The organism is Corynebacterium sp. NPDC060344 (assembly GCF_042725215.1).
Taxonomy (GTDB): domain Bacteria; phylum Actinomycetota; class Actinomycetes; order Mycobacteriales; family Mycobacteriaceae; genus Corynebacterium.
Window position 1 is genome coordinate 361,706 of record NZ_JBHXCS010000001.1, and the last position, 21,067, is coordinate 382,772.

Genomic DNA, 21,067 nt, shown 5'->3' on the forward strand with positions numbered 1-21,067 from the left:
GAAAACCTCCCCCGCACGCTATGTGCGGGGGAGGTTGGCCGTCGTAAAGCCCGGGGCCTTTACGCGGTGGCGTCCAGGGGGTTCTTCACCCAGGACATGAGATCGCGCAGCTTGGTGCCGGTCTCCTCGATCTGGTGGTTGGCGTACTCGGCGCGCAGGCCCTCCAGCTCGGTGTTGCCGTTCTCCACGTTGGCGATGAGGCGCTTGGTGAAGGTGCCGTCCTGGATGTCGGTCAGGATGTCCTTCATGCGCTTCTTCGTGTCGGCGTCGATGACGCGCGGGCCGGAGAGGTAGCCGCCGAACTCCGCGGTGTCGGACACCGAGTAGTTCATGTTGGCGATGCCGCCCTCGAACATGAGGTCAACGATGAGCTTGAGCTCGTGCAGGCACTCGAAGTAGGCCATCTCCGGCTCGTAACCGGCCTCGACCAGCACCTCGAAACCAACCTTCACCAGCTCCTCGGTGCCGCCGCACAGCACGGCCTGCTCGCCGAACAGGTCGGTGACGGTCTCCGCCTCGAAGGTGGTCGGGATGACGCCCGCGCGGGCGCCGCCGATGGCCGCGGCGTAGGACAGGCAGAGGTCCTTGCCCTCGCCCTTCGGGTCCTGGTCCACGGCGATGAGGCAGGGCACGCCCTTGCCGTCGACGAACTGCCGGCGGACCAGGTGGCCCGGGCCCTTCGGGGCGACCATGCCCACGGTGACGTTCTCGGCCGGCTTGATCAGGTCGAAGTGGACGTTGAGGCCGTGGCCGAAGAGCAGCGCGTCGCCGTCCTTCAGGTTCGGCGCGATGTCCTCGGCGTAGACCTTGGCCTGGGTGGTGTCCGGCACCAGCACCATGATGACGTCGGCCCACGCGGCGGCGTCGGCGTTGGACTTGACCTCGAAGCCGGCCTCCTTGGCCTTCTCCGCCGACTTCGAGCCCTCGCGCAGGCCGATGACGACCTCGACGCCCGAGTCGCGCAGGTTCTGGGAGTGGGCGTGGCCCTGGGAGCCGTAGCCCAGCACGGCGACCTTGCGGCCCTGGATGATCGACAGGTCGGCGTTGTCGTCGTACAGCAGTTCAATAGCCATGGAAGTGAGATTGCCTTTCGTGGAAATCTGGTTTTGTCAGCGTTCGGCGTCGACCGCCCGCGATCGCTCGTGGACAGTCTAGCCAGGGGATTGTTTCGGGGGTTACAGCGCCCGGGACGCCAGCATCGGCTTCGGGCCGCGGGCCACCGCGACCGTGCCGGACTGCACCAGCTCGCGGATGCCGAAGGGCTCGAGGACCTCCAGCAGCGCCCGCAGCTTCGAGCGCTCGCCCGTGGCCTCGATGACCACGGACTCCTGCGCCACGTCGACGACGCGGGCGCGGAACAGCTTCGCCGCGTCGACGACCTGGGGACGGTTGTTGTTGTCCGCCGTGACCTTGACCAGCAGCAGCGCGCGGGACACGAGCTGGTCGTCCGGCTGACGGACCACCTTGAGCACCGGCACCAGCTTGTTCAGCTGCTTGGTGATCTGCTCGATGGGCAGATCCTCCGTCTCAACCACGAGGGTGATGCGGTTGACTCCGTCGACCTCGGTGGTGCCCGAGGTGATGGACTGGATGCTGAACCCGCGGCGGGTGAACATGCCCGCAATGCGGACCAGGATGCCCGGCTCGTCGAGGGTCAGCACGGACAGGGTGTGCAGTTCGGCCATGGTGAGCTTCGCTTTCCTCTTCGTCTGGTTCGTCTGGTTGCCGGGTTACCGGGTCTGCATGGTCGGGTGGTTCGCCTCGGGCGCCTTCGCGGCGTCCTCGGGGTTGTCCGAGATCGTCTCGTGGATGTCCGCCGGGGTCTCCCCCGCCGACATCTCTTCGTCGAAAAGCGGTCGCAGGCCGCGGGCCGACTCGATCTCGTCGTTGGACTTGCCGGCGGCGACCATCGGCCACACCTGCGCATCCTCGCCGACGATGAAGTCGATGACCACCGGGCGATCGTTGATCTCGCGGGCCTTCTGGATCGCCGGGATGACCTCTTCTTCCTTGGTCACGCGGATGGCCACGCAACCCAGGCCCTCCGACAGGCGCACGAAGTCCGGCACGTAGGAGTTGTCCTGCGGGCGCAGCTTCGTGTTGGAGTAGCGCTTCTCGTAGAACAGCGTCTGCCACTGGCGGACCATGCCCAGGTTGCCGTTGTTGATCAGCGCGACCTTGATGGGGAAGTTCTCGATGGCCGAGGTGGTCAGCTCCTGGTTGGTCATCTGGAAGCAACCGTCGCCGTCGATGGCCCAGACCTCCTTGTCCGGGGCGGCGGCCTTGGCGCCCATCGCGGCCGGGACCGCGTAGCCCATCGTGCCCAGGCCACCGGAGTTGAGCCAGGTGCGCGGGTTCTCGTACTGGATGAACTGCGCCGCCCACATCTGGTGCTGGCCGACGCCGGCGCAGTAGACGGCGTCGGGGCCGACGACGTCGGACAGGGTCTTCAGCACGAACTGCGGCGACAGCGAACCGTCGGACTGCTCTTCCCAGCCCAGCGGGAAATCGTCGCGCAGGCCGTTGAGCTCGCCGCGCCACGACTCGATCGCCGGGGCCTTCAGGTCCAGCGCGCGGTACGTGTCGGCCAGCGCCGAGAGCACCTCGCGGGCGTCGCCGACGATGGGCACGTGCGCCTCGCGGATCTTGCCGATCTCCGCCGGGTCGATGTCGGCGTGGATGACCTTCGCCCCCGGGGCGAAGGTGGACAGCTGACCGGTGACGCGGTCGTCGAAGCGGGCGCCGATGGTGATCAGCAGATCCGACTTCTGCAGCGCCGCGACGGCGGAAACCTTGCCGTGCATGCCGGGCATGCCCATGTGCAGCTCGTGGGCGTCGGGGAACGCGCCGCGGGCCATGAGGGTGGTCACCACCGGCACGCCGGTCATCTCGGCGAACGCGATGAGCTCGGCCGAGGCGTTGGCCTTGATCACGCCGCCGCCGACGTAGAGCACCGGGCGCTCGGCCGCGGCGATCATGCGCACGGCCTCCTCGATCTGGCGCGAGTGCGGGGTGGTCACCGGGCGGTAGCCGGGCAGGTCCACCTCCGGCGGCCAGGAGAAGTCGATCTCGGTGTTCTGCAGGTCCTTCGGCACGTCGACGAGCACGGCGCCCGGGCGGCCGGTGGAGGCCAGGTGGAACGCCTCGGCGATGGCCTTGGGGATGTCGTTGGCGTCGGTGACCATGAAGTTGTGCTTGGTCACCGGCATGGTGATGCCGCGGATGTCCGCCTCCTGGAAGGCGTCCGAGCCAAGCAGCGGCATGCCGACCTGGCCGGTGATGGCCACGACGGGCACGGAGTCCATCTGGGCGTCGGCCAGCGGGGTGACCAGGTTGGTGGCGCCCGGGCCGGAGGTGGCGATGCACACGCCGACCTTGCCCGCGACCTGCGCGTAGCCGGTGGCCGCGTGGCCGGCGCCCTGCTCGTGGCGCACGAGCACGTGGCGGATCTTCTCGGAGTCGAACAGCGGGTCGTACAGCGGGAGGATCGCGCCGCCGGGAATGCCGAATACGACGTCCGCGCCGAGCTCCTCGAGGGACCGGACGATGGCCTTCGCGCCGGTGATGCGCTCGGTCGTCGTGCGCCGCGACTGGGCGGCCACGGTGGCGGGCGAGGGGCTCTTCTGTGGGGCGGCGTTCATTCCGGTGCGCTCCTGTGGTCGGGTACTGGCTGGTCCGAGCATGACGGGCCGGTGGGCCCGCGTTGCTGTCGAGAATAGCGTCCACATAGTGGACAGTCAATCTCACATAGTTGGACAACCCGCCCCCAGCGGCGGAAACTCCCCCAATTTCCTCCCCCGTTTCCTCCCCCGCACCTCAGCGTCCTCTTAGCCTACGGCCCTACCGTGGCGCGCATGGACTTTCTTCTATATCTATTGCAGCGGTCGTGGTCGTGGATGGCCACGAATGGGTTGGCCATCGCGGCGCTGCTCATCCTGATCGTCCTCGTCCCCCGCATCCGGCGGTTCGTCATCGCCGTCGCCACGGGGAACATGGCCGACGGAGAGGAATCCACGAAGGGCCGCCGAGCGCTGATCGGCGCCGTCGTCTACATCGTGGAGATGATCGCCTACTTCGTCATCGGCCTGGCCCTGCTCAACCAGTTCGGGGTCTCGCTGACGGCCGCGGCGGTCCCGGCGACCGTCGTCTCGGCGGCCATCGGCTTCGGCGCGCAGGGCGTCATCGGCGATTTGATCGGCGGCGTCTTCATCATCGCGGAGAAGCAGTACGGCATCGGCGACTGGGTGGAGTTCCACTCCCCCTCCGGCACCGTCCAGGGCGAGGTGGTCAACATGACCCTGCGCGCGACGACGATCCGCACGCTCAACGGCGAGGAGGTCGTGGTCCCCAACGCCCAGGCCCGCATGTGCGTCAACTACTCGTCGGCCTGGTCGCGCGCGGTCATCGAGATCCCGGTGCCCATGACGGCCGGCGGTTCGGTGCGCGATCTGGAGGAACGCACCCTCGAGGCCGCCAAGCGCGCCATCGACGCGTCGGGCGTGCGCGAGCACGTCCTGTCGGAGATCCGCATCCAGTCCTCGACGGAGCTGGTGCCGCCGACGGCGATGGGCCTGCCGTGGACGGTGACCATGCGCCTGATCGCGGATTGCGAGCCGGGCGACCAGTGGCTGATCGAGCGCGCGGTGCGCGGCGAGATCATCGACACCTGGTGGGACGATTACGGCGAGCGCGCCGAGTCGAATCCGCTGAAGTCCGCCGAGGCCCTCACCGCGCAGCTGGGCGCCATCCGCCGCTCGCCGGTGACCAGGCCCGATGAAGATGAGCCCGTCCCCGCCCCTGCCCCGGATCCCGCCGACGCCGCCGCGCGCCGCGGCGAGGGTTCGCTCGAGGTGGAGCAGGCGAATGCGGCCAAGGCCGCGCAGGCTTCGCACGGGTCGCTTGACGACGACGCCGATCACCGCCGCAGCGACCTCCCCTCCGCGGGCGCCGCGATCGACGATCGGCGCCGGCGGGCCGAGGACGCCGGAGAGGTGGACGAGACCGCGGCTGCCGACCCCGCCCCGCAGAAGCCGATGTCGAGGCGCCAGCGCGTGCGCCAGGTGCTGTCCGCCGGCGGCCGCGCCCGCCCGTCGACGGTGGTGATGATCGTCGCCCTGATGATCCTGGGCATGCTCAACCTGGCCACCGTCGAACCCGGCGAAGACGAGGAGGGCGTCGCCGGCTGGCTGGCGCCGAGCCGCTTCACGGGCGACGACGAGGCCGACACGGCCACGGAGACCCCCACCGAGCCGGCCCCCGACGCCAACACCGGCACGGGCACCGACCCCAACACGGGCACCGGCACCGGCGGTACCACCACCGCACCCACCACCCCGAACGACGTGCCGCGCCAGCAGAGCGGCACCGACACCGGAAACACGCCCGGCACCGGCAACACCGGCAACTCCGGCAATACCGGCACGGGCACCGACACGGGAACCGGCACCGGAACCGGCACGGATTCGGGAACCGGAACCGGTACCGGCGACACCGGCACGGGCACCGGGGACTCCGCCGCCAATTAGCGGGCATGCCGAGTGCGGCGCGCCCGCCCCGGCCCCCTACAATGTGCCCTCATGAGCACCGACCGGCCCAGCACGCTGCCCACCACCCGTTTCCGCCCGCAGAAGACCCATTTCATGGCGGTCGTGTTCCTGGTGTTCCTGGCCATCGTGGCCATGGGCTTCTCCCTGTGGCTGACGCCGCTGCTGCTGGTCCCGGTCATCTACTCGGTGTGGATCCTGCGGGTGCGCACCACGGTCAGCTCCCGCGGCATCACCGCGGTGTACCTGGTCGGCGGCCGCCGTTCCCTGCCGTGGAACCGGTTCCGCGGCGTGCTGTTCGACAAGCGCGGCCGCGCCTTCGCCGTGGGCCGCTCGACGGAGGACGGGCAGGACGACGACGTCCGCTTCTCCCTCCCTGCCATCACCTTCAATTCGCTGCCCGCCCTCAGCGAGGCCACCGGCGGCCGCATCCCCGACCCGGTCACCCCGGCGCACCTCGCCGAGGGCGACAAGGTGGAGATCTTCGACCGCGACGGCAACTCCGTGAAGATGACCCGCGAGGAGTACGAGGCCAAGAACACCGACGAGCCCCGCCACCCCTGATCCCGCAGGACGTCGTCAAGCAAGGCACACCTGAAGAGTGTCCACATAGTGGACACGAAAGCCCACCCAATGAGACGTGACGGGGTCCCGGGGTCTATCATTGGGGAACCTCGCCGCCAACCAGAAAGGAGTGGGGCAGCCATGATCCCCCTTCGTTCCAAGGTCACCACCGCCGGCCGCAATGCCGCGGGCGCCCGCTCGCTGTGGCGCGCCACCGGCATGTCCGACAACGACTTCGGCAAGCCGATCATCGCGATCGCGAACTCGTACACGCAGTTCGTGCCGGGCCACGTCCACCTCAAGAACGTCGGCGACATCGTCGCCGAGGCGGTCACCGCCGCCGGCGGCGTCGCCCGCGAGTTCAACACCATCGCCGTCGACGACGGCATCGCCATGGGCCACGACGGCATGCTCTACTCGCTGCCGTCGCGCGAGATCATCGCCGACTCCGTCGAGTACATGGTCAACGCCCACACCGCCGACGCGCTGGTGTGCATCTCCAACTGCGACAAGATCACCCCGGGCATGCTCAACGCGGCGATGCGCCTGAACATCCCCGTCGTGTTCGTCTCCGGTGGCCCGATGGAGTCCGGCTTCTCCGTCGTCGTCGACGGCGTGGTCAAGCCCGGATCGGACCTCATCTCCGCGATCTCGGCCTCGGCCGACGACAAGGTCGACGACGAGCAGCTGCTCGACATCGAGCGCTCCGCCTGCCCGACCTGCGGCTCCTGCTCCGGCATGTTCACGGCCAACTCCATGAACTGCCTCACCGAAGCCCTGGGCCTGTCCCTGCCGGGCAACGGTTCGACGCTGGCCACCCAGGTCGCGCGCCGCGACCTGTTCACCCGCGCCGGCGAGCTCATCGTCGACATCGCCAACCGCTACTACCGCGACGGCGACGAGACGGTGCTGCCGCGCAACATCGCCAACCGCGACGCGTTCGTCAACGCCATGACCCTCGACGTGGCCATGGGCGGCTCCACCAACACGGTGCTGCACATCCTCGCCGCCGCGCAGGAGGGCGAGATCGACTTCGACTTGGACGACATCGACCAGATCTCCCGCAACGTCCCCTGCCTGTCCAAGGTGGCGCCGAACTCCGACTATTACATGGAGCACGTCCACCGCGCCGGCGGCATCCCCGCCATCATGGGCGAGCTGCGCCGCGGCGGCCTGCTGAACATGGACGCCAACTCGGTCCACGCCCCGTCGCTGGCCGAGCAGCTCGACGCGTGGGACATCCGCGGAGGCAAGGCCACCGACGAGGCCATCGAGCTGTTCCACGCCGCGCCCGGCGGCGTGCGCACCACCGAGCCGTTTTCCACGGACAACCGGTGGGAGTCGCTCGACGTCGACGCCGAGAACGGCTGCATCCACTCGGTGGAGCACGCGTACACCAAGGAGGGCGGCCTGTGCGTGCTGCGCGGCAACATCGCCCGCGACGGCGCGATCCTGAAGACCGCCGGCATCTCCGAGGACCAGTTCCACTTCGAGGGCACCGCCCGCGTCGTCGAGAGCCAGGAGGAGGCCGTGTCGGTCATCCTCACCCGCACGCTCCAGCCGGGCGAGGTCCTCTTCGTCCTGTACGAGGGCCCCGCGGGCGGCCCGGGCATGCAGGAGATGCTGCACCCGACGGCGTTCATCAAGGGCGCCGGCCTGGGCAAGAAGTGCGCACTGGTCACCGACGGCCGATTCTCCGGCGGGTCCTCGGGCCTGTCCATCGGCCACCTCTCCCCCGAGGCCGCGGCCGGCGGCGACATCGCCCTGGTCCGCGACGGTGACCCGGTCTACATCGACGTCTCGGAGCGCCGCCTGGAGATCCAGGTCGACGACGCCGAGCTGGCCCGCCGCCGCGAGGAGGAGCTCGCCCGCGACAAGCCCTTCACGCCGCACAAGGAGCGCCCGCGCCGCGTGACCAAGGCCCTGCGCGCCTACGCGAAGATGGCCTCCAGCGCCGACAAGGGCGCGGTCCGCGTCGTGGACTAGGGTCCCAGCACGAAGAAAGCCACCTCCGATCGGAGGTGGCTTTCTTTTTTGCTTTGCGACGGTCCTGCTCAGCGGGATCTATTCAGATTGGCGCGGTTCTTCATTGCGCCGCGAGTTCGCTGCCAGTTCCCGCAGGCTTCGTTCCAGCTGGAACAGCTTGTACGCGACGAGGCCGATCGCCACGATCAGCGACAGCCAGAACGCGAGGACGACGATCGTAATCAACGTGCTGGACATGTGGCACCTACTTTCGAATGATGTTCACGCAGGCGTAAGGAGACCACCCGGCGCCTCCATTTCGACGGAAAACATATGGCCCGCGCGTATGATTTCATATTCAGGAAGCCTATACGTGCCGCGCCCCCGATCATCAACGTGATCGGGAGCGCGGGCTGTTTCGTAAAGGGGCGCGGCCCCGTGGCTAGGACGTCGCGCCCGTGGTGGTGTCCACGAACGGCAGCTGCCCGGCGACGAGGTACCACAGGCCGACGGCCGCGGCGACGGCGAGGATGCAGAAGATCCAGGAGCTCGCCAGCGGGCGTCGCGCCCAACCGCGGCTGAAGTCGATGCCGTAGCGGCCCGGGCCGGTGAACTGCAGCGCCAGAGCGGCGGCGGTCAGCGCCAGGTGCAGGCGCACCGGCTCGGCGCCGACTGCCAGGACGTTCCAGCCGGAATCGCCGACCGCGACCTCGAACATGGTCAGGAACGCGGAGATGGCCAGTGCAAGTGCGGCGCCCAGGGGCGTCGCCAAGCCAAGCACCAGCAACCCGCCCGCGATGACCTGGACCGTCGGGATGGCGATGGCGATGATGCCCGCGAGGTTGTACCCGTTGTCCGCGAACTGGGCCTCCAGCGCGCCGATGCCGGGGGCGCCGCCGAACTGGAAGAAGGTGGCCAGTCCGAGCATGAGCAGCATGCCGCCGACGCCGAGGCGCAGCAGCAGCAGGCCGAAGTCGAGCGTGCCGCGGCGGGGATCGAGGTCGCGGTCCCGGTCATGGTCCCGGTCGAGGTCGTCGTCGCGGAAGTCGCGGTCATCGGAGTCCGCGGTGCCGACCACCGGGGCGGCGGCGGCGCTCGTGCGATCGTGGTCATGGTCGTAGGCGTAGCCGGTGCCGGTGCCAACGTCCGAGTCGGAGTCCCGGCCTGCGGTGGCCGCGGTGGCGCCGAGGCCCGCCGCCCCGACGGCCCCGACCGCCCCGACGGAACCGGTGTCGGTGTTGTCGGAGCCCGCGGTGTCGTACCCCGTCGGGGCGGGCGCGACCTGGGTCGGCTCGTCGGCGGCGAAGTCGGCGTCGGCCTCGCGGTAGTCGTCGGTCTTGGCCAGCGGCTCGATCTTCTGCGGCGCGGTGCGCCCGGCGGCGGCGTAGATGTCGCGGCGCGGGATCACCTGGGTCTCGCCAGAATCGGTGACGTCGGAGTCGGCGGTGCCGGTGCTCGCGGACGTGGCGGCGGCGACGGTGTCGTCCGCCCCCTCCGCCCCACCCGCGAACGGGCCTGCGCCGGTGCCGTCGACGATCTCGGTCTTGGCGTCGGCCTCCGGGGCGAGTCCCTTTTGCGAAGCCGGCACCGCGATGGCTTCGGTCCGGGCGTCGGGCGTGGTGTCGGGGGCGACATCGGCTGCGGGGCCGTCGTCGGCGATTCGACGGTAGGTCGGGACGTCGAAGTCGTCGTCAAGCCCCTCCTCGTAGTCGCCCAAGTTGCGGGGATTCGGGTTCTTGGTGTTGTCGCTCACAGGGCCCAGGGTATGCGCTGCGCAGCGGTTGGGTCGGGTGACGTGCCGGGCGCGGGGCGTTTTTCCTATTCTGGCGGGCATGGAATGGAACGGGCGGGCGTGCGCGAGGATCGCCGCGGCAGCGTTGGCCGCGGCGCTCCCGCTGTCGCTGGCGGCGTGCATGGACGACTCCCCCGACCTCGCCGGTCAGTTCGCCGAGCAGCCCTCGGAGCCGACCGGGGTGCCCATGCCGGATTCGCACATGCGCGACGCGATGCCCACCCCGGGCGTCCAGCGCGAGCCGCGCGGCCAGGACGATCCGTGCGCGATCGACGACGTAGTTCTCGCCGCGTGCCTGCCGGAGACCACCGCCATCGCGTCGCCGGGGCCGGGCCGGTCGGTGGTGGCGACGGCGGAGGGCCGACTGCATTTGGTCGTCGCCGGCGCGGGCGCAACCGAGATCGCCGATGCCGGATCGCGGGTCGCGCAGATCACCGCCAGCCCCACCGCCGCCGAGGACGGTCAGCTGTTCCTCCTGCGTGCCGATGGTTCCGTCGCCCGCCTCACCCTCCTCCCCGGCGGCGGCGCGGACCTGCGCGAGTTGCCGCAGTACTCGAATCCCATGAACCTGGGCCTCTACCTCGACGCATCCGGCGAGGTGAACACCCTGCTCGCGGGCGACCCGGGCATCGAGGTCATTTCGATGTGCCATGCCCCGCACGGGACGCCGCCGCTGATGGCGGTGCGCCTGGATGGCACGCCGATGCTCGCCCAGTGGTCGGATGGCCTGATCCAGCCGGTGGGCGGAGTGGACCTCGATGATTCGCTCGGCGGGTGCGCGGTCGTGGGCCAGGAGGTGGTCGTGGCGGTGCCGGATGCGCAGCGCGTCGTGTCCATCCCGATCGCGCCGCCGGAGCCGGGCCCGTTCGGCGTATGGACGGTCGCCGGTTCCCCCGAGACCATGCTCGAGGGCGAGTACGGACACGTCGGCTGGGTTGCGCCCGTCGTCGCCGATGGCGGGATCGAGGTGTGGGGCGCGACGGTCAACAAGGCCGCGGGCCGCGATGGGGGCGCCTCCGACGAGCGCGTCTTCCGCCTCCCCTCCGGCGGCAGTTCCGGCGGTTCGCCGAATTAGACCGGTTCACACCTAGCTTTACGACGTCTCGGCCCCACCAGTTCGCCCTCACATCCCCGGTCGGCGCACAGCCGTCACGGGCAGACACGAAGCTGCGCCTGGCCTTGCCCGCAACCTGTGCCCATTCGCCTTATAGTTCGATCCCGCCGGATGGAACATTGTACGGCACCAGGTGAGATAATGCGCCGTATATGCTGCTGAAAGTTGCCAAACCGTCACCTCCCGTTCACCTCCGATCGCTCGAACGCGTGTATCATCGATGGTGAAGCAAGGAAGTACAGCAAGACCAAGCAGTAGCGCAGTAAGACATAGGGGCGGGGCCGGGGGTTTGGTTCCGCTACAGGGCAGATCAGCACCAGCGATCACACAAAGATCCACTCTCGATCCGTACTCGCATTCCCGGGGGAACCGACATGGCTTTCGACCATGACGCAGCCGATGAGCACGACGATCCGGCCCACCACCACAACCAACACGAGCAGCACAAGCAGCGACCGCCCGAACCAAGCGATGGCTGCAACAACCAGCCCGAGCCTGACTCCAAGCCTGAGTCCGACTCTGATTCAGACGCTGAGCCGGCCCCTCCCAGGAAGCGGTGGGTGACCGAGCGTGATGAGCCCGTTGCCGCCATGGGGCGTGCCCGCAACATCGCCAACATCGACGCCGCCATCGCTTCCACGCCCGACGGTGGTGCCGACGTCGACTCCCACATCGCCTCCATCGCCACCCGGCTGGGTGTCACGCCGTATTGGGCGGAGATCTACTGCGACGTCGGCACCATGCTCGCCCGCATGCCCCGCATCCTCGACTTCGCCTACTCCGGCGCACTGCCCCTGGAACGCCTAGCGAAGATCGCCGATGCCACCGTCGCCGTGTCCGACGAGCATCTCGCCGACGTCGAAGAACAGATCCTCGAGTACCTGATCCCCAACAAGGAGTTTCAGGCACTGCCGGGACAGAAGGTCTTCATGCGCAAGCTCCGCGCCATCATCGAATCAGTCGAACCCATCTCCACCCCACCCGATGAAGAGGAGAAGAAGTCGCTGGAGGCGGAGAAGGTGACCATCGTCAACGACTACGCGTGCGACTTCGCGGCGATGGAGGTGTGCCTGCGCAAGGATCGCATGGCCGAGTTCGAAGCCACCCTGCGCGCCATCCGCGACGCCAAGATCAAGGCAGGCGAGGACTGCACCCTCGCCGACGCTCTGATGGCCATGTCGCGCGGTGATTTCGCCGGGGCGAAGGTCACCATGAACGTCTACGCCGACGCGAACTCCGATGATGGCGAGCTGCGATTGTGGATCGACGGCGCCGGATGGTTGCCGAAGTACCTGACCAAGCAGTGGTTGGAGCGCTGCGACGACGTCCGGCTCTCCGCCGACTCCCAGGTCGATGGCTACGTGCCCTCCGATGCACAGAAGGCGAGAGTGCGTGCCCGCGATGGCGGGTGCCGGTTCCCGGGGTGTGATGTGCCGGCGCACAGGTGCCAGATCGACCACGTCATCAACTACGACCCCGACGCCATGAAGGGTGCACCGGGGATGGTCATCGGCGGCGGAAACTGTGCGGGAGAGGCCGCGTTCATCGCCGGTGACGGGTCGAACCTGCTCGGCGTGACCGCAACGTGGAATCTGCAGTGCCTGTGCCAACACCACCACAACCTCAAGACCAGCCGACACTGGAACGCCGTGATGAACGACGACGGTTCCGTCGACTGGTTCGACCACACCGGTGCCGCCTTCGCCACCTCGGTACCGCACGGTCCCATCGCCCACATCAAGCGGCAGACCTTCGACCAGAAGGCCACCCGCTTGGCCAAGACCATCCGCGGTGCCAACGCCCAACGGATGCGCGCCGAAGCCGAAGCCGCCGAGGCGATGCACCGCGCCGAGGTTGCTGACGCACTGGCCAACCACGCGAAGGCCACCGCGGACTATGAAAGGGCGATGGCGGAGTTCACCGCCGGGCCACTCAATGACCCGGACCGGGAGGTCGCCGAAGAGGCACGGTGCCTGGCCGATGCTGCCGACGATGGATGGCCGGCAGCCGAGGATCCGGTGTGGGATCCGGGGTGGGAGGCCCGATCATCGGGACGGACCAACCACTCCGGCGTGCCCGGTGAAAGGGCACGCGGCGAGTCTGGGTCTCGGTTCGGGTGGTTGGCCGATGAGAATCCGGAGGCCGATGCCTTTTGGGGAGTCTCTCCGGAGCGTTCCTCACGGCGGGGCTGGTCGGAGAACTGCTTAACGTGGATCCGCCGGGCATCGATCGATGCGGACCCGACCATGCGGCCGGAGCCGCCGGATCCACTCGGCCCGGACCCCACGATTCCGTTCTAGGCCGCCGACGTTAGGTTATGGTTCCTTTATGGCTCGAATCACCTCCACGTTCACCGTCACGGCATCCGACCGGGTCTCCCCGACCATTCAGAGGGTGCGTTTCGACGTCTCGGACATCACTCCCTTCGCCGACAACCCCCACACCGACGCGTACGTGAAGCTGCTGTTCACCTCGAGCACCGGCGACGACTCGAGCAACGGCACGGAAACTGACGCCGGCGCCGACGCTCCGCCGACGATGCGCACGTACACAGTGCATTCCATCGACGTCGACGACGCATCCCTCGCCATCGACTTCGCGCTCCACGGGGACGAGGGCATCGCCTGCGCATGGGCGCTGTCGGCGCGGCCGGGCGACGTCATCGACGCCCGCGGCCCGGGCGGCGCCTACTCCCCCGACGCCGGCGCCACCCGCCACCTGATCTGCGGCGACGCCACCGCAATCCCCGCCATCGCCGCCGCGATCAAGGCACTGCCCGCCGACGCCATCGCCGACGTGGTCGTGGAAGCACCGGACTACGCGGACGTCGACCTCATCGACAACCACCCCGGCGCATCGATCACGCACGTCACCCCGGCGACCGGCCCGGACGCCGCACCCGGGGACGCGCTGGTGGAGATGACCACGGCGATCGTCGGGAAGCTGGCGGGCCGCCCCGACTTCGATGCCGCCGGCATGCAGGTCTTCGTCCACGGCGAAGCCAACGCGGTGATGAAGCGCATCCGCCCCATGCTCAAAGACGCCGGCATCCAGGTCCGCGGGGCCTCCATCTCCGGCTACTGGCGCGTCGGCCGCACCGAAGAAGGCTTCCGCGCGTGGAAGAAGGAGAACAAGCCCACCGACGGCTGACCGGCCAACTCCATCATCCAACGCCAACGGCCCGGGATCCGCGGTGGATTCCGGGCCGGGAGGCGTCGCAAAGCAAGCTAGCCGAGCTTCTTGGCAATCAGCTGATTGACCTGTGCCGGGTCCGCCTTGCCGCGGGTGGCCTTCATGACCTGGCCGACGATGGCGCCGACGACCTTCTTGTTGCCGCCCTTGTACTTTTCGACGATGTCCGGGTTCGCCGCGAGAGCCTCGTCGACGGCGGCCTCGATGGCGCCATCATCGCGGACGACCTCCAGGCCACGGGCCTTGACCACCTCATCGACATCGCCCTCGCCGGCCAGCACGCCATCGACGGCCTGGCGGGCCAGCTTGTTGGTCAGCTTGCCCTCCTTGATCAGCGCGACGACGCGGGCGACCTGCTCCGGCGTGATCTCCAGCGCCGCGAGCTCCACGCCACGGGCGTTGGCCTGCTGCGACAGGTAGGCGACCCACCACGCGCGAGCCTCGTCGGGGGTGGTGCCGGCCTCGACGGTGTCGACGATGAGATCCAGGGCGCCGGCGTTGACCAGGTCGCGCATCTCCTCGTCCTTCAGGCCCCACTCCTGCTGGATGCGGGCGCGGCGCACCCACGGCAGCTCCGGCAGCGTCGCGCGGATCTCCTCGACCCACTCGCGCGGGGCGATGACCGGCGGCAGATCCGGGTCATTGAAGTAGCGGTAGTCCTCCGCGGTCTCCTTGATGCGGCCGGCCGACGTCGAACCATCGGTCTCCTGGTAGTGGCGGGTCTCCTGGCGGATGGAACCGCCGTCGGTGAGGACCTGCGCCTGGCGCTGCATCTCGTAGCGCACCGCCTGCTCGACGGACTTCAGCGAGTTGATGTTCTTGGTCTCGGTGCGGGTGCCGAACTCCTCCTGGCCGATCGGGCGCAGGGACAGGTTGGAGTCGACGCGCATGGAACCCTGGTCCATGCGGGCATCGGACACGCCCAGGGCCTTGACCAGGTCGCGCAGGGCGGTGACGTAGGCGCGGGCGACCTCGGGGGCCCGCTCGCCGGCGCCGGTGATGGGCTTGGTCACGATCTCGATCAGCGGCACGCCCGCACGGTTGCAGTCGACCAGCGAACGGGTCGCGCCGTGGATGCGGCCGGTGGCGCCGCCAAGGTGGGTCAGCTTGCCGGTGTCCTCCTCCATGTGGGCGCGCTCGATCTCGATGCGCCACTCGGTGCCGTCGTCGAGAACGACGTCGAGGTGGCCGTTGAAGGCGATGGGCTCGTCGTACTGCGAGATCTGATAGTTCTTCGGCTGGTCCGGGTAGAAGTAGTTCTTCCGGGCGAAGCGGGAGGACTCCGCGATCTCGCAGTTGAGCGCCAGGCCGATCTTGATGGCCCATTCGATGCCGGTCTTGTTCACCACGGGCAGCGCGCCCGGCAGGCCCAGGCTGCACGGGTCGACGTTGCTGTTCGGCGCGGCGCCGAAGTTGGCGGAGGAGGCGGAGAACATCTTCGTGTTCGTCGCGAGCTCCACGTGCACCTCCATGCCCATAACGGGGTCGAAGCGCTCGAGGACCTCGTCGTAGTCCATCAGATCATCAGCGTAAGCGGCGGTCATGGGGGACATCGTACTAGTGGCCGCGGAGAGCCGGGCACCCCGGGGCCGGGCCGGTGGACTACCCTGATCTCGTTGCCCGACCGTTATCGCCGAACTATCACCGGGAGCCCCGATGACCCACGCCCGCACCGACGACGCGACCCCCGTTTCCCGCCGCAGGGGACTGCTGGCGGGGCTGGTCATCGCGGCCGCCGTGATCGTGACCATCGCGGTCGTCGCGTCGATGTTCTTCGGCTCGTCCAACAAGGGCCATGGCGCGGAGCTGCGCCAGCAGGACGTCCGCGACGCGCTGCCGGCGGAGCTGGCGGAGGGCTGGAAGTCGGAGATGTGCTTCCTGCTCATGGACAAGCCCCGCGGCCTGGGCACGCCGGGCGAGGACTTCCCGGAGCAGCTGCCGGCGATCAACTGCCTCCTCGACGACGGCAGCCCCAACGGCGTGTCCACGACGATGGTCTCCGACGAGCAGTACGCCGCCGCCGTGAAGGACCCGGCCGAGGGCGTGGACATGATCGAGCTGGGCTCCTCCTCCGACGGAGCCCATGAGCTGACGTGGCTGGCGGAGACCGGCCTGATCTACGACGTCACCGAGACGTCGGTCCTGCGCTTCGGCCCCTACGCCGACGAGGCCGCCGCCCGCGCCTTCGCCGAGTCCCACGGCCTGCTCTAGCCCGTGCCCGGCCCCAGCGAACATCCCCCGGTCCCGCCCACGTCGCGCGCCGCGATGCCGGTGTTCCGCGACGGCGTGCATCGCGCGGCCGGTGCGGGGGCCTTCGGGCATTTGCTTTCCGACGGCGACGCGGCACGCTACGACGACGTCCGCCCCGGGTATCCGCCGGAGGTCGTGGGGTTGGCGGGCGCTCCGGCGCTCGACGTGCTCGACGTCGGGGCGGGAACCGGAAAGCTGACCGCCGCGCTGGTGGCAGCGGGCCACAGGGTGACCGCGCTGGAACCCGGTGCGGAAATGCTCGCGGCGCTGGCCCGCGCCTGCCCCGGGGTCCCCGCCGTCCGCGCCACCGCGGAGGCGACGGGATTGGCCGCCGGGTCCTTCGACGCCATCACCTGCGCGCAGACGTGGCATTGGGTGGACGTGCCGGCGGCCTCCGCCGAATTCGCCCGGCTGCTGAGGCCGGGAGGGCGCGTGGTGCTGACGTGGAACACCCTCGACGTCCGCATCCCCTGGGTGCACAGGCTCACGCGCATCATGCACGCGGGCGACGTGCAGAAGCCCGGCTTCGTCCCCGGCGTCGCCGCTCCCCTGCGGATCACCGCCGAGCTGCGCACGGAATGGGAGCAGGCGCTGACGCCGGGGCAGATCGTCGCGCTGGCCAGGACCCGCTCGTACTGGCTGCGGTCGAAGCCGGAGACCCGGGAAAAGGTCGAGGCGAATCTCCGGTGGTACCTGCTCGACCACCTCGGATTCGCCCCGGACGACTCGGTCGCGCTGCCCTACCGGTCGGATTCCTTCGTGCTGGCGGCCGAGTCGTCGTCAAGCTCACCCGAAACCTCACCGTGAGCGGCGTCGATGAGCTCCCCGTCGTCGGCGTTTGAGGCGGCGACCTCGCGCTCGAGGCGCGCACGGTCGTCCCTGCTGAACACGGCGCGGGGATCGAGGCGGCGGCGGACCAGGTCGCGGATGACGGCGCGGCGCTCGGCCTCCTCCGCGAGCTTCGCGCGGCCGGTGAGGCGGGCGGCGATGACCACGATGATCAGCACGATGCCGATGTAGCCGATGGCCGGGTAGACGGTGGACACGAGGGTCTGGAAGCCGATGAAGCTCAGCGCCAGGCCGACGGCGACGGAGCCCAGGAACACCGGGCGGAACTTGTCCTTGTGGTTGCGCGTCAGGCGCTTGCCCAAGGCGTAGAACATGCCGATGGCGGTGTTGAAGATCATGCCGTAGACCACCACGGCCATGGCCACGCCCAGCGCGGGGTTGACGCGGTCGACGATGGTGAGCATCGGCAGGTCATCGCCGCCGACGGACTCCACCGAGTAGAACAGCGCCACCGACACGATGATGAGCAGCCCGCCGAAGATCACGCCGCCGAGCAGGCCGCCGACGCCGGCCTCGCGGGGGTTGAGGTGCGTGCCGCCGATGACGATGGCCATGGACACCGCCACCATGAAGTTGAAGCCGACGTAGTTGATCGCCGAGACCCACCAGTTGGGCAGGGTGGTCAACAGGCCCTCCGTCGCCGGCTCGAGCTCGGCGAGCGTGCCCTCCGCGCGGACGATGGAGTAGATCGACGCGCCGACGAGGAAGACGATGATGAACGGCGAAATCGCGCCGATGATCCGCGTCACCTTGTCCACGTCGAGCATGCCCGTCGCCGCGACCAGCGCGACCATGAGCAGCGAGCCCACCCACAGCGGGACGTCGAACTGCTGGCGCAGATTGGCCCCGGCGCCGGCGAACATGACGAAGCCGGTGCTGAACAGAGTCACCATCACCGCCACATCGAGGATGCGCGACATGATCGGGGAGGAAATGCGGTCGAACACCGCCGTATGCTCGCCGGCCAGGAAATAGCTGGCCAGCGACAGCACCGCGGCCGCCGCGGCGGCCATGACCACCCCGGACAGCACCGCCCCGGCGATCCCCCAGCGCCCGAAGGCGACGAAATACTGCATCATCTCCTGGCCGGACGCGAATCCGGCGCCGACGATGAGGCCTACGACGGCCATGGCAATAGCTACTGAACGTTTGAGCACCCCCGAAGTGTACTCCGGGGGATCAGCCGAACAGCGCCTTGGCGGTGGCGTAGCGGCGGGGCGGCACGACCTTGAGCTCGGAGACGGCGTCGTCGATGTCGATGCGCTCGACGTGCTCGCCGCGCAGGGCGACGATCTTGCCGTAGTCGCCGTCGTGGACGGCGCGGGTGGCGTGGACGCCGTAGCGGGTGGCCAGCACGCGGTCGTAGGCGGTCGGGGTGCCGCCGCGCTGGATGTGGCCGAGCACGGTGGTGCGCACGTCGTAGCCGGTGCGCTCCTTGATCTCGTTGCCGATGACCTGGCCGATGCCGTTGAAGGTCTGGTGGCCGAACTGGTCGACGCCGCCCTCCTCGAACTGCATGGTGCCCTCGGCCGGCATGGCGCCCTCGGCGACGACGATGATGCCGTACTTCTCGCCCATCTGGAACCGGCGCTCCATGGACTTGCAGATGGCGTTGATGTCGAACGGCTCTTCCGGGATGACGATGTAGTGCGCGCCGCCGGCCATGCCCGCGTGCAGCGCGATCCAGCCGACGTGGCGGCCCATGACCTCGACGATCATGACGCGCTCGTGGGACTCCGCGGTGGTGTGCAGGCGGTCGACGGCCTCGGTGGCCACGGCGACGGCGGTGTCGAAGCCGAAGGTGTAGTCGGTGCCGTTGACGTCGTTGTCGATGGTCTTGGGCACGCCGACGACGGGCACGCCGTTGTCGGACAGCCACTTGCCGGCCTTGAGGGTGCCTTCGCCGCCGATGGGGATCAGGGCGTCGATGCCGGCGTCGGCGAGGTTGTCCTTAATGCGGTCCAGGTTCGACATGAGGATGTCCGGGTGGACGCGGCCGGTGCCGAGCATGGTGCCGCCGCGCAGCAGCATCCGGTCGATGTTCTCGTCGTCGTACAACTGGACCCTGCGGTCCTCCATGAGGCCGATCCAGCCATCTTCGAAGCCGACGACGGTGGAGCCGTATTCGGAGCTGGCGGTGCGCACGATGGCGCGGATGACGGCATTGAGGCCGGGGCAGTCGCCACCGGAGGTCAGGGTCGCGATTCGCATGCCCCCCACTCTAGCGACCGTTCCGCCCGGACGCGCCTCGGGCATCGCGGTGAGCGATCGTGCCCGTTTCGGGTTGCTTTACGACGCCCCGGGCGCCCTCCTGAAGCCGGCGACGGCGACGAATCCGATGCACAGGACGGCGGCGTGGAGCAGCAGCGATTGGCCGAAGATAGCGGGACCGGCGCCGGCGGCCTGGCCGACGGCGATGAACGCGGCGGTGGCGGCGGCACCGAAGACCGCGCCGACCTGGCGGGTGGTGTTGTAGACGCCGGAGCCGGCGCCGGCGATGCGGGTGTCCAGGCCGCGCAGGGTGATCGTCGAGTTGGGGGCCCACACGAAGGCGTTGCCCACGCCGAGCAGCAGCACGACGACGGCGATGGTCCACGTGGGCACCGATTCGCGCAGGACGCCGAACATGGCGACGTGGCCGGCGATCATGGCGCCGAAGCCGATCATGGACAGCCGGTTGGCCTTGGTGCGCTCGACCATCGACCCCACCCACGGCGCCAACACGCCGGACAGCAGGGCCATCGGTGCGACGAGCAGGCCGGCCTGGAAGGCGGTGAGGTCGTCGTAGGTCTGCACGTAGAGCATGACGGGCAAGGCGTTGGCCGCGGTGGCGAAGGCCATCGTGGCGATGGACAGGGCGCCGCGGGCGAAGTTGGGGTCGTCGAAAAGCCGGAGCGGGACCAGCGGCTCGACGCCGCGCCCCGGCGCAGTGGCCTGGAGCCGCACGAACACCGCGAAGAGGATCGCCGAGGCGGCGAGCATCGCCCAGATCCACGGCGCCCACCCGGCGGCCTGGCCCTGCTGGAGGCCGAAGACCAGGCCGACCATAGCCAGCGTGGACACGGCGATGCCGGCGACGTCGAAGCTGCGCGACGTCGACGGCAGGTCCGGGACCCACTTGGCCACGAGGACCATGGACAGGATGCCGAAGGGGATGTTCACGAAGAAGATCCACTCCCAGCCGACGGTGGTGGTGAGGAAGCCGCCGAGCAGCGGGCCGGTCAGCGTGGCCAGGCCGGCGACGGTGCCCCACCAGCCCATCGCGGCGCCGCGGCGTTCCGGCGGGAAAATGCGGGTGATGATGGCAAGCGTCTGCGGGCCGATCAGCGCGGCGCCGAGGCCCTGCGCGAAGCGGGCGGCGACGAGCGATTCGATGGATTCGGCCAGCCCGCACCACAACGACGACAGCGTGAAGATGACCATGCCGATCTGGTAGATCCGCTTCTGCCCGAACTGATCGCCGAGGCGGCCGGTGACCAGCAGCGGCACGGCGTAGGCCAGCAGGTACGCCGAGGTCACCCAGATCGCGGCGGCGTATTCGGCGCCGAGCTGCTCCATGAATTGTGGCGTGGCCACGGCGACGATCGACTGGTCGAGGAGGTTCATGAAGAACCCGACGCAGAGCGCGAACAACGCGAGATACGCCTGCTTGGGCGGCAAATGGTGCTGCGCCGCCGTGGCCGTGTCCCGCATGTGCCCGCCTCTTTCCTCTACGTCACGTCGCGACGATGCTACTCCCCCGGCTCCCACCATCCGCCCTCGCCGCGGGTCCGGTGGACAGCTTCCACCACGAGTAGC

Annotated in this window: 17 protein-coding genes; 8 read left to right on the forward strand and 9 right to left on the reverse strand. The window is 69.1% G+C overall.

Translation table 11 applies throughout. The annotated features are described in order from the left end of the window. Positions 1-59: 59 nt before the first annotated feature. From ilvC to ACFWGD_RS01675, 3 genes are all read right to left on the reverse strand, one after another. Positions 60-1,073 carry a ketol-acid reductoisomerase gene (ilvC, locus tag ACFWGD_RS01665; protein WP_377776769.1) on the reverse strand — a complete coding sequence of 338 codons (1,014 nt, stop codon included), beginning with the start codon at positions 1,071-1,073 and terminating at the stop codon, positions 60-62. Positions 1,074-1,175: 102 nt separating this feature from the next. Then, positions 1,176-1,685, reverse strand: coding sequence for an acetolactate synthase small subunit (gene ilvN, locus ACFWGD_RS01670; protein WP_102212080.1), 510 nt, complete (start codon positions 1,683-1,685; stop codon positions 1,176-1,178). A gap of 45 nt (positions 1,686-1,730) precedes the next feature. Next, a complete protein-coding gene (locus ACFWGD_RS01675; RefSeq protein ID WP_377776770.1) occupies positions 1,731-3,641 on the reverse strand; it encodes an acetolactate synthase large subunit in 1,911 nt (636 codons plus the stop codon). 213 nt (positions 3,642-3,854) lie between these two features. Between ACFWGD_RS01675 and ACFWGD_RS01680 the strand changes: the two genes are divergently transcribed. The 3 genes from ACFWGD_RS01680 (at position 3,855) to ilvD (ending at position 8,093) form a co-directional block, all read left to right on the forward strand. After that, complete coding sequence (locus ACFWGD_RS01680) at positions 3,855-5,525, forward strand: mechanosensitive ion channel family protein (RefSeq protein WP_377776771.1); 1,671 nt, start codon at positions 3,855-3,857, stop codon at positions 5,523-5,525. Positions 5,526-5,576: 51 nt separating this feature from the next. Beyond that, positions 5,577-6,107 carry a PH domain-containing protein gene (locus ACFWGD_RS01685; protein ID WP_377776772.1) on the forward strand — a complete coding sequence of 177 codons (531 nt, stop codon included), beginning with the start codon at positions 5,577-5,579 and terminating at the stop codon, positions 6,105-6,107. 141 nt (positions 6,108-6,248) lie between these two features. Further along, the gene (gene ilvD, locus ACFWGD_RS01690; protein ID WP_377776773.1) at positions 6,249-8,093 is read left to right on the forward strand and encodes a dihydroxy-acid dehydratase; all 1,845 of its coding nucleotides are present in this window, start codon (positions 6,249-6,251) and stop codon (positions 8,091-8,093) included. Between the two features lie 78 nt (positions 8,094-8,171). On the opposite strand, the gene ACFWGD_RS01695 is transcribed toward ilvD, so the two are convergent. Then, positions 8,172-8,330 carry a hypothetical protein gene (locus tag ACFWGD_RS01695; RefSeq protein WP_377776774.1) on the reverse strand — a complete coding sequence of 53 codons (159 nt, stop codon included), beginning with the start codon at positions 8,328-8,330 and terminating at the stop codon, positions 8,172-8,174. A gap of 184 nt (positions 8,331-8,514) precedes the next feature. Then, positions 8,515-9,825, reverse strand: coding sequence for a DoxX family protein (locus ACFWGD_RS01700; RefSeq protein WP_377776775.1), 1,311 nt, complete (start codon positions 9,823-9,825; stop codon positions 8,515-8,517). 79 nt (positions 9,826-9,904) lie between these two features. On the opposite strand from ACFWGD_RS01700, the gene ACFWGD_RS01705 reads away from it, so the two are divergent. The 3 genes from ACFWGD_RS01705 to ACFWGD_RS01715 all read left to right on the forward strand — a co-directional run bounded on the left by ACFWGD_RS01705 (position 9,905) and on the right by ACFWGD_RS01715 (position 14,128). Continuing rightward, positions 9,905-10,939 carry a glucose dehydrogenase gene (locus ACFWGD_RS01705; protein ID WP_377776776.1) on the forward strand — a complete coding sequence of 345 codons (1,035 nt, stop codon included), beginning with the start codon at positions 9,905-9,907 and terminating at the stop codon, positions 10,937-10,939. A 413-nt stretch (positions 10,940-11,352) separates the two neighbouring features. Beyond that, positions 11,353-13,278, forward strand: a complete 1,926-nt coding sequence (locus ACFWGD_RS01710) for an HNH endonuclease signature motif containing protein (protein ID WP_377776777.1) — start codon at positions 11,353-11,355, stop codon at positions 13,276-13,278. 28 nt (positions 13,279-13,306) lie between these two features. Then, the gene (locus ACFWGD_RS01715; protein WP_377776778.1) at positions 13,307-14,128 is read left to right on the forward strand and encodes a siderophore-interacting protein; all 822 of its coding nucleotides are present in this window, start codon (positions 13,307-13,309) and stop codon (positions 14,126-14,128) included. 77 nt (positions 14,129-14,205) lie between these two features. Here the strand turns inward: ACFWGD_RS01715 and gatB are convergent, their stop codons facing one another. Then, positions 14,206-15,714 carry an Asp-tRNA(Asn)/Glu-tRNA(Gln) amidotransferase subunit GatB gene (gene gatB / locus ACFWGD_RS01720; protein WP_377776779.1) on the reverse strand — a complete coding sequence of 503 codons (1,509 nt, stop codon included), beginning with the start codon at positions 15,712-15,714 and terminating at the stop codon, positions 14,206-14,208. A 112-nt stretch (positions 15,715-15,826) separates the two neighbouring features. On the opposite strand from gatB, the gene ACFWGD_RS01725 reads away from it, so the two are divergent. Beyond that, positions 15,827-16,381 (forward strand): hypothetical protein, encoded by a 555-nt coding sequence (locus tag ACFWGD_RS01725; RefSeq protein ID WP_377776780.1) that lies wholly within the window; start codon positions 15,827-15,829, stop codon positions 16,379-16,381. 3 nt (positions 16,382-16,384) lie between these two features. Continuing rightward, positions 16,385-17,227 (forward strand): class I SAM-dependent methyltransferase, encoded by an 843-nt coding sequence (locus ACFWGD_RS01730; protein WP_377776781.1) that lies wholly within the window; start codon positions 16,385-16,387, stop codon positions 17,225-17,227. Here the strand turns inward: ACFWGD_RS01730 and ACFWGD_RS01735 are convergent. From ACFWGD_RS01735 to ACFWGD_RS01745, 3 genes are all read right to left on the reverse strand, one after another. Then, a complete protein-coding gene (locus tag ACFWGD_RS01735; RefSeq protein WP_377776782.1) occupies positions 17,161-18,399 on the reverse strand; it encodes a hypothetical protein in 1,239 nt (412 codons plus the stop codon). The genes ACFWGD_RS01730 and ACFWGD_RS01735 overlap by 67 nt on opposite strands. A gap of 49 nt (positions 18,400-18,448) precedes the next feature. Further along, the gene (locus ACFWGD_RS01740) at positions 18,449-19,480 is read right to left on the reverse strand and encodes an ATP-dependent 6-phosphofructokinase (RefSeq protein WP_377776783.1); all 1,032 of its coding nucleotides are present in this window, start codon (positions 19,478-19,480) and stop codon (positions 18,449-18,451) included. Between the two features lie 78 nt (positions 19,481-19,558). Further along, the gene (locus ACFWGD_RS01745) at positions 19,559-20,962 is read right to left on the reverse strand and encodes a DHA2 family efflux MFS transporter permease subunit (protein ID WP_377776784.1); all 1,404 of its coding nucleotides are present in this window, start codon (positions 20,960-20,962) and stop codon (positions 19,559-19,561) included. Positions 20,963-21,067: the final 105 nt, after the last annotated feature.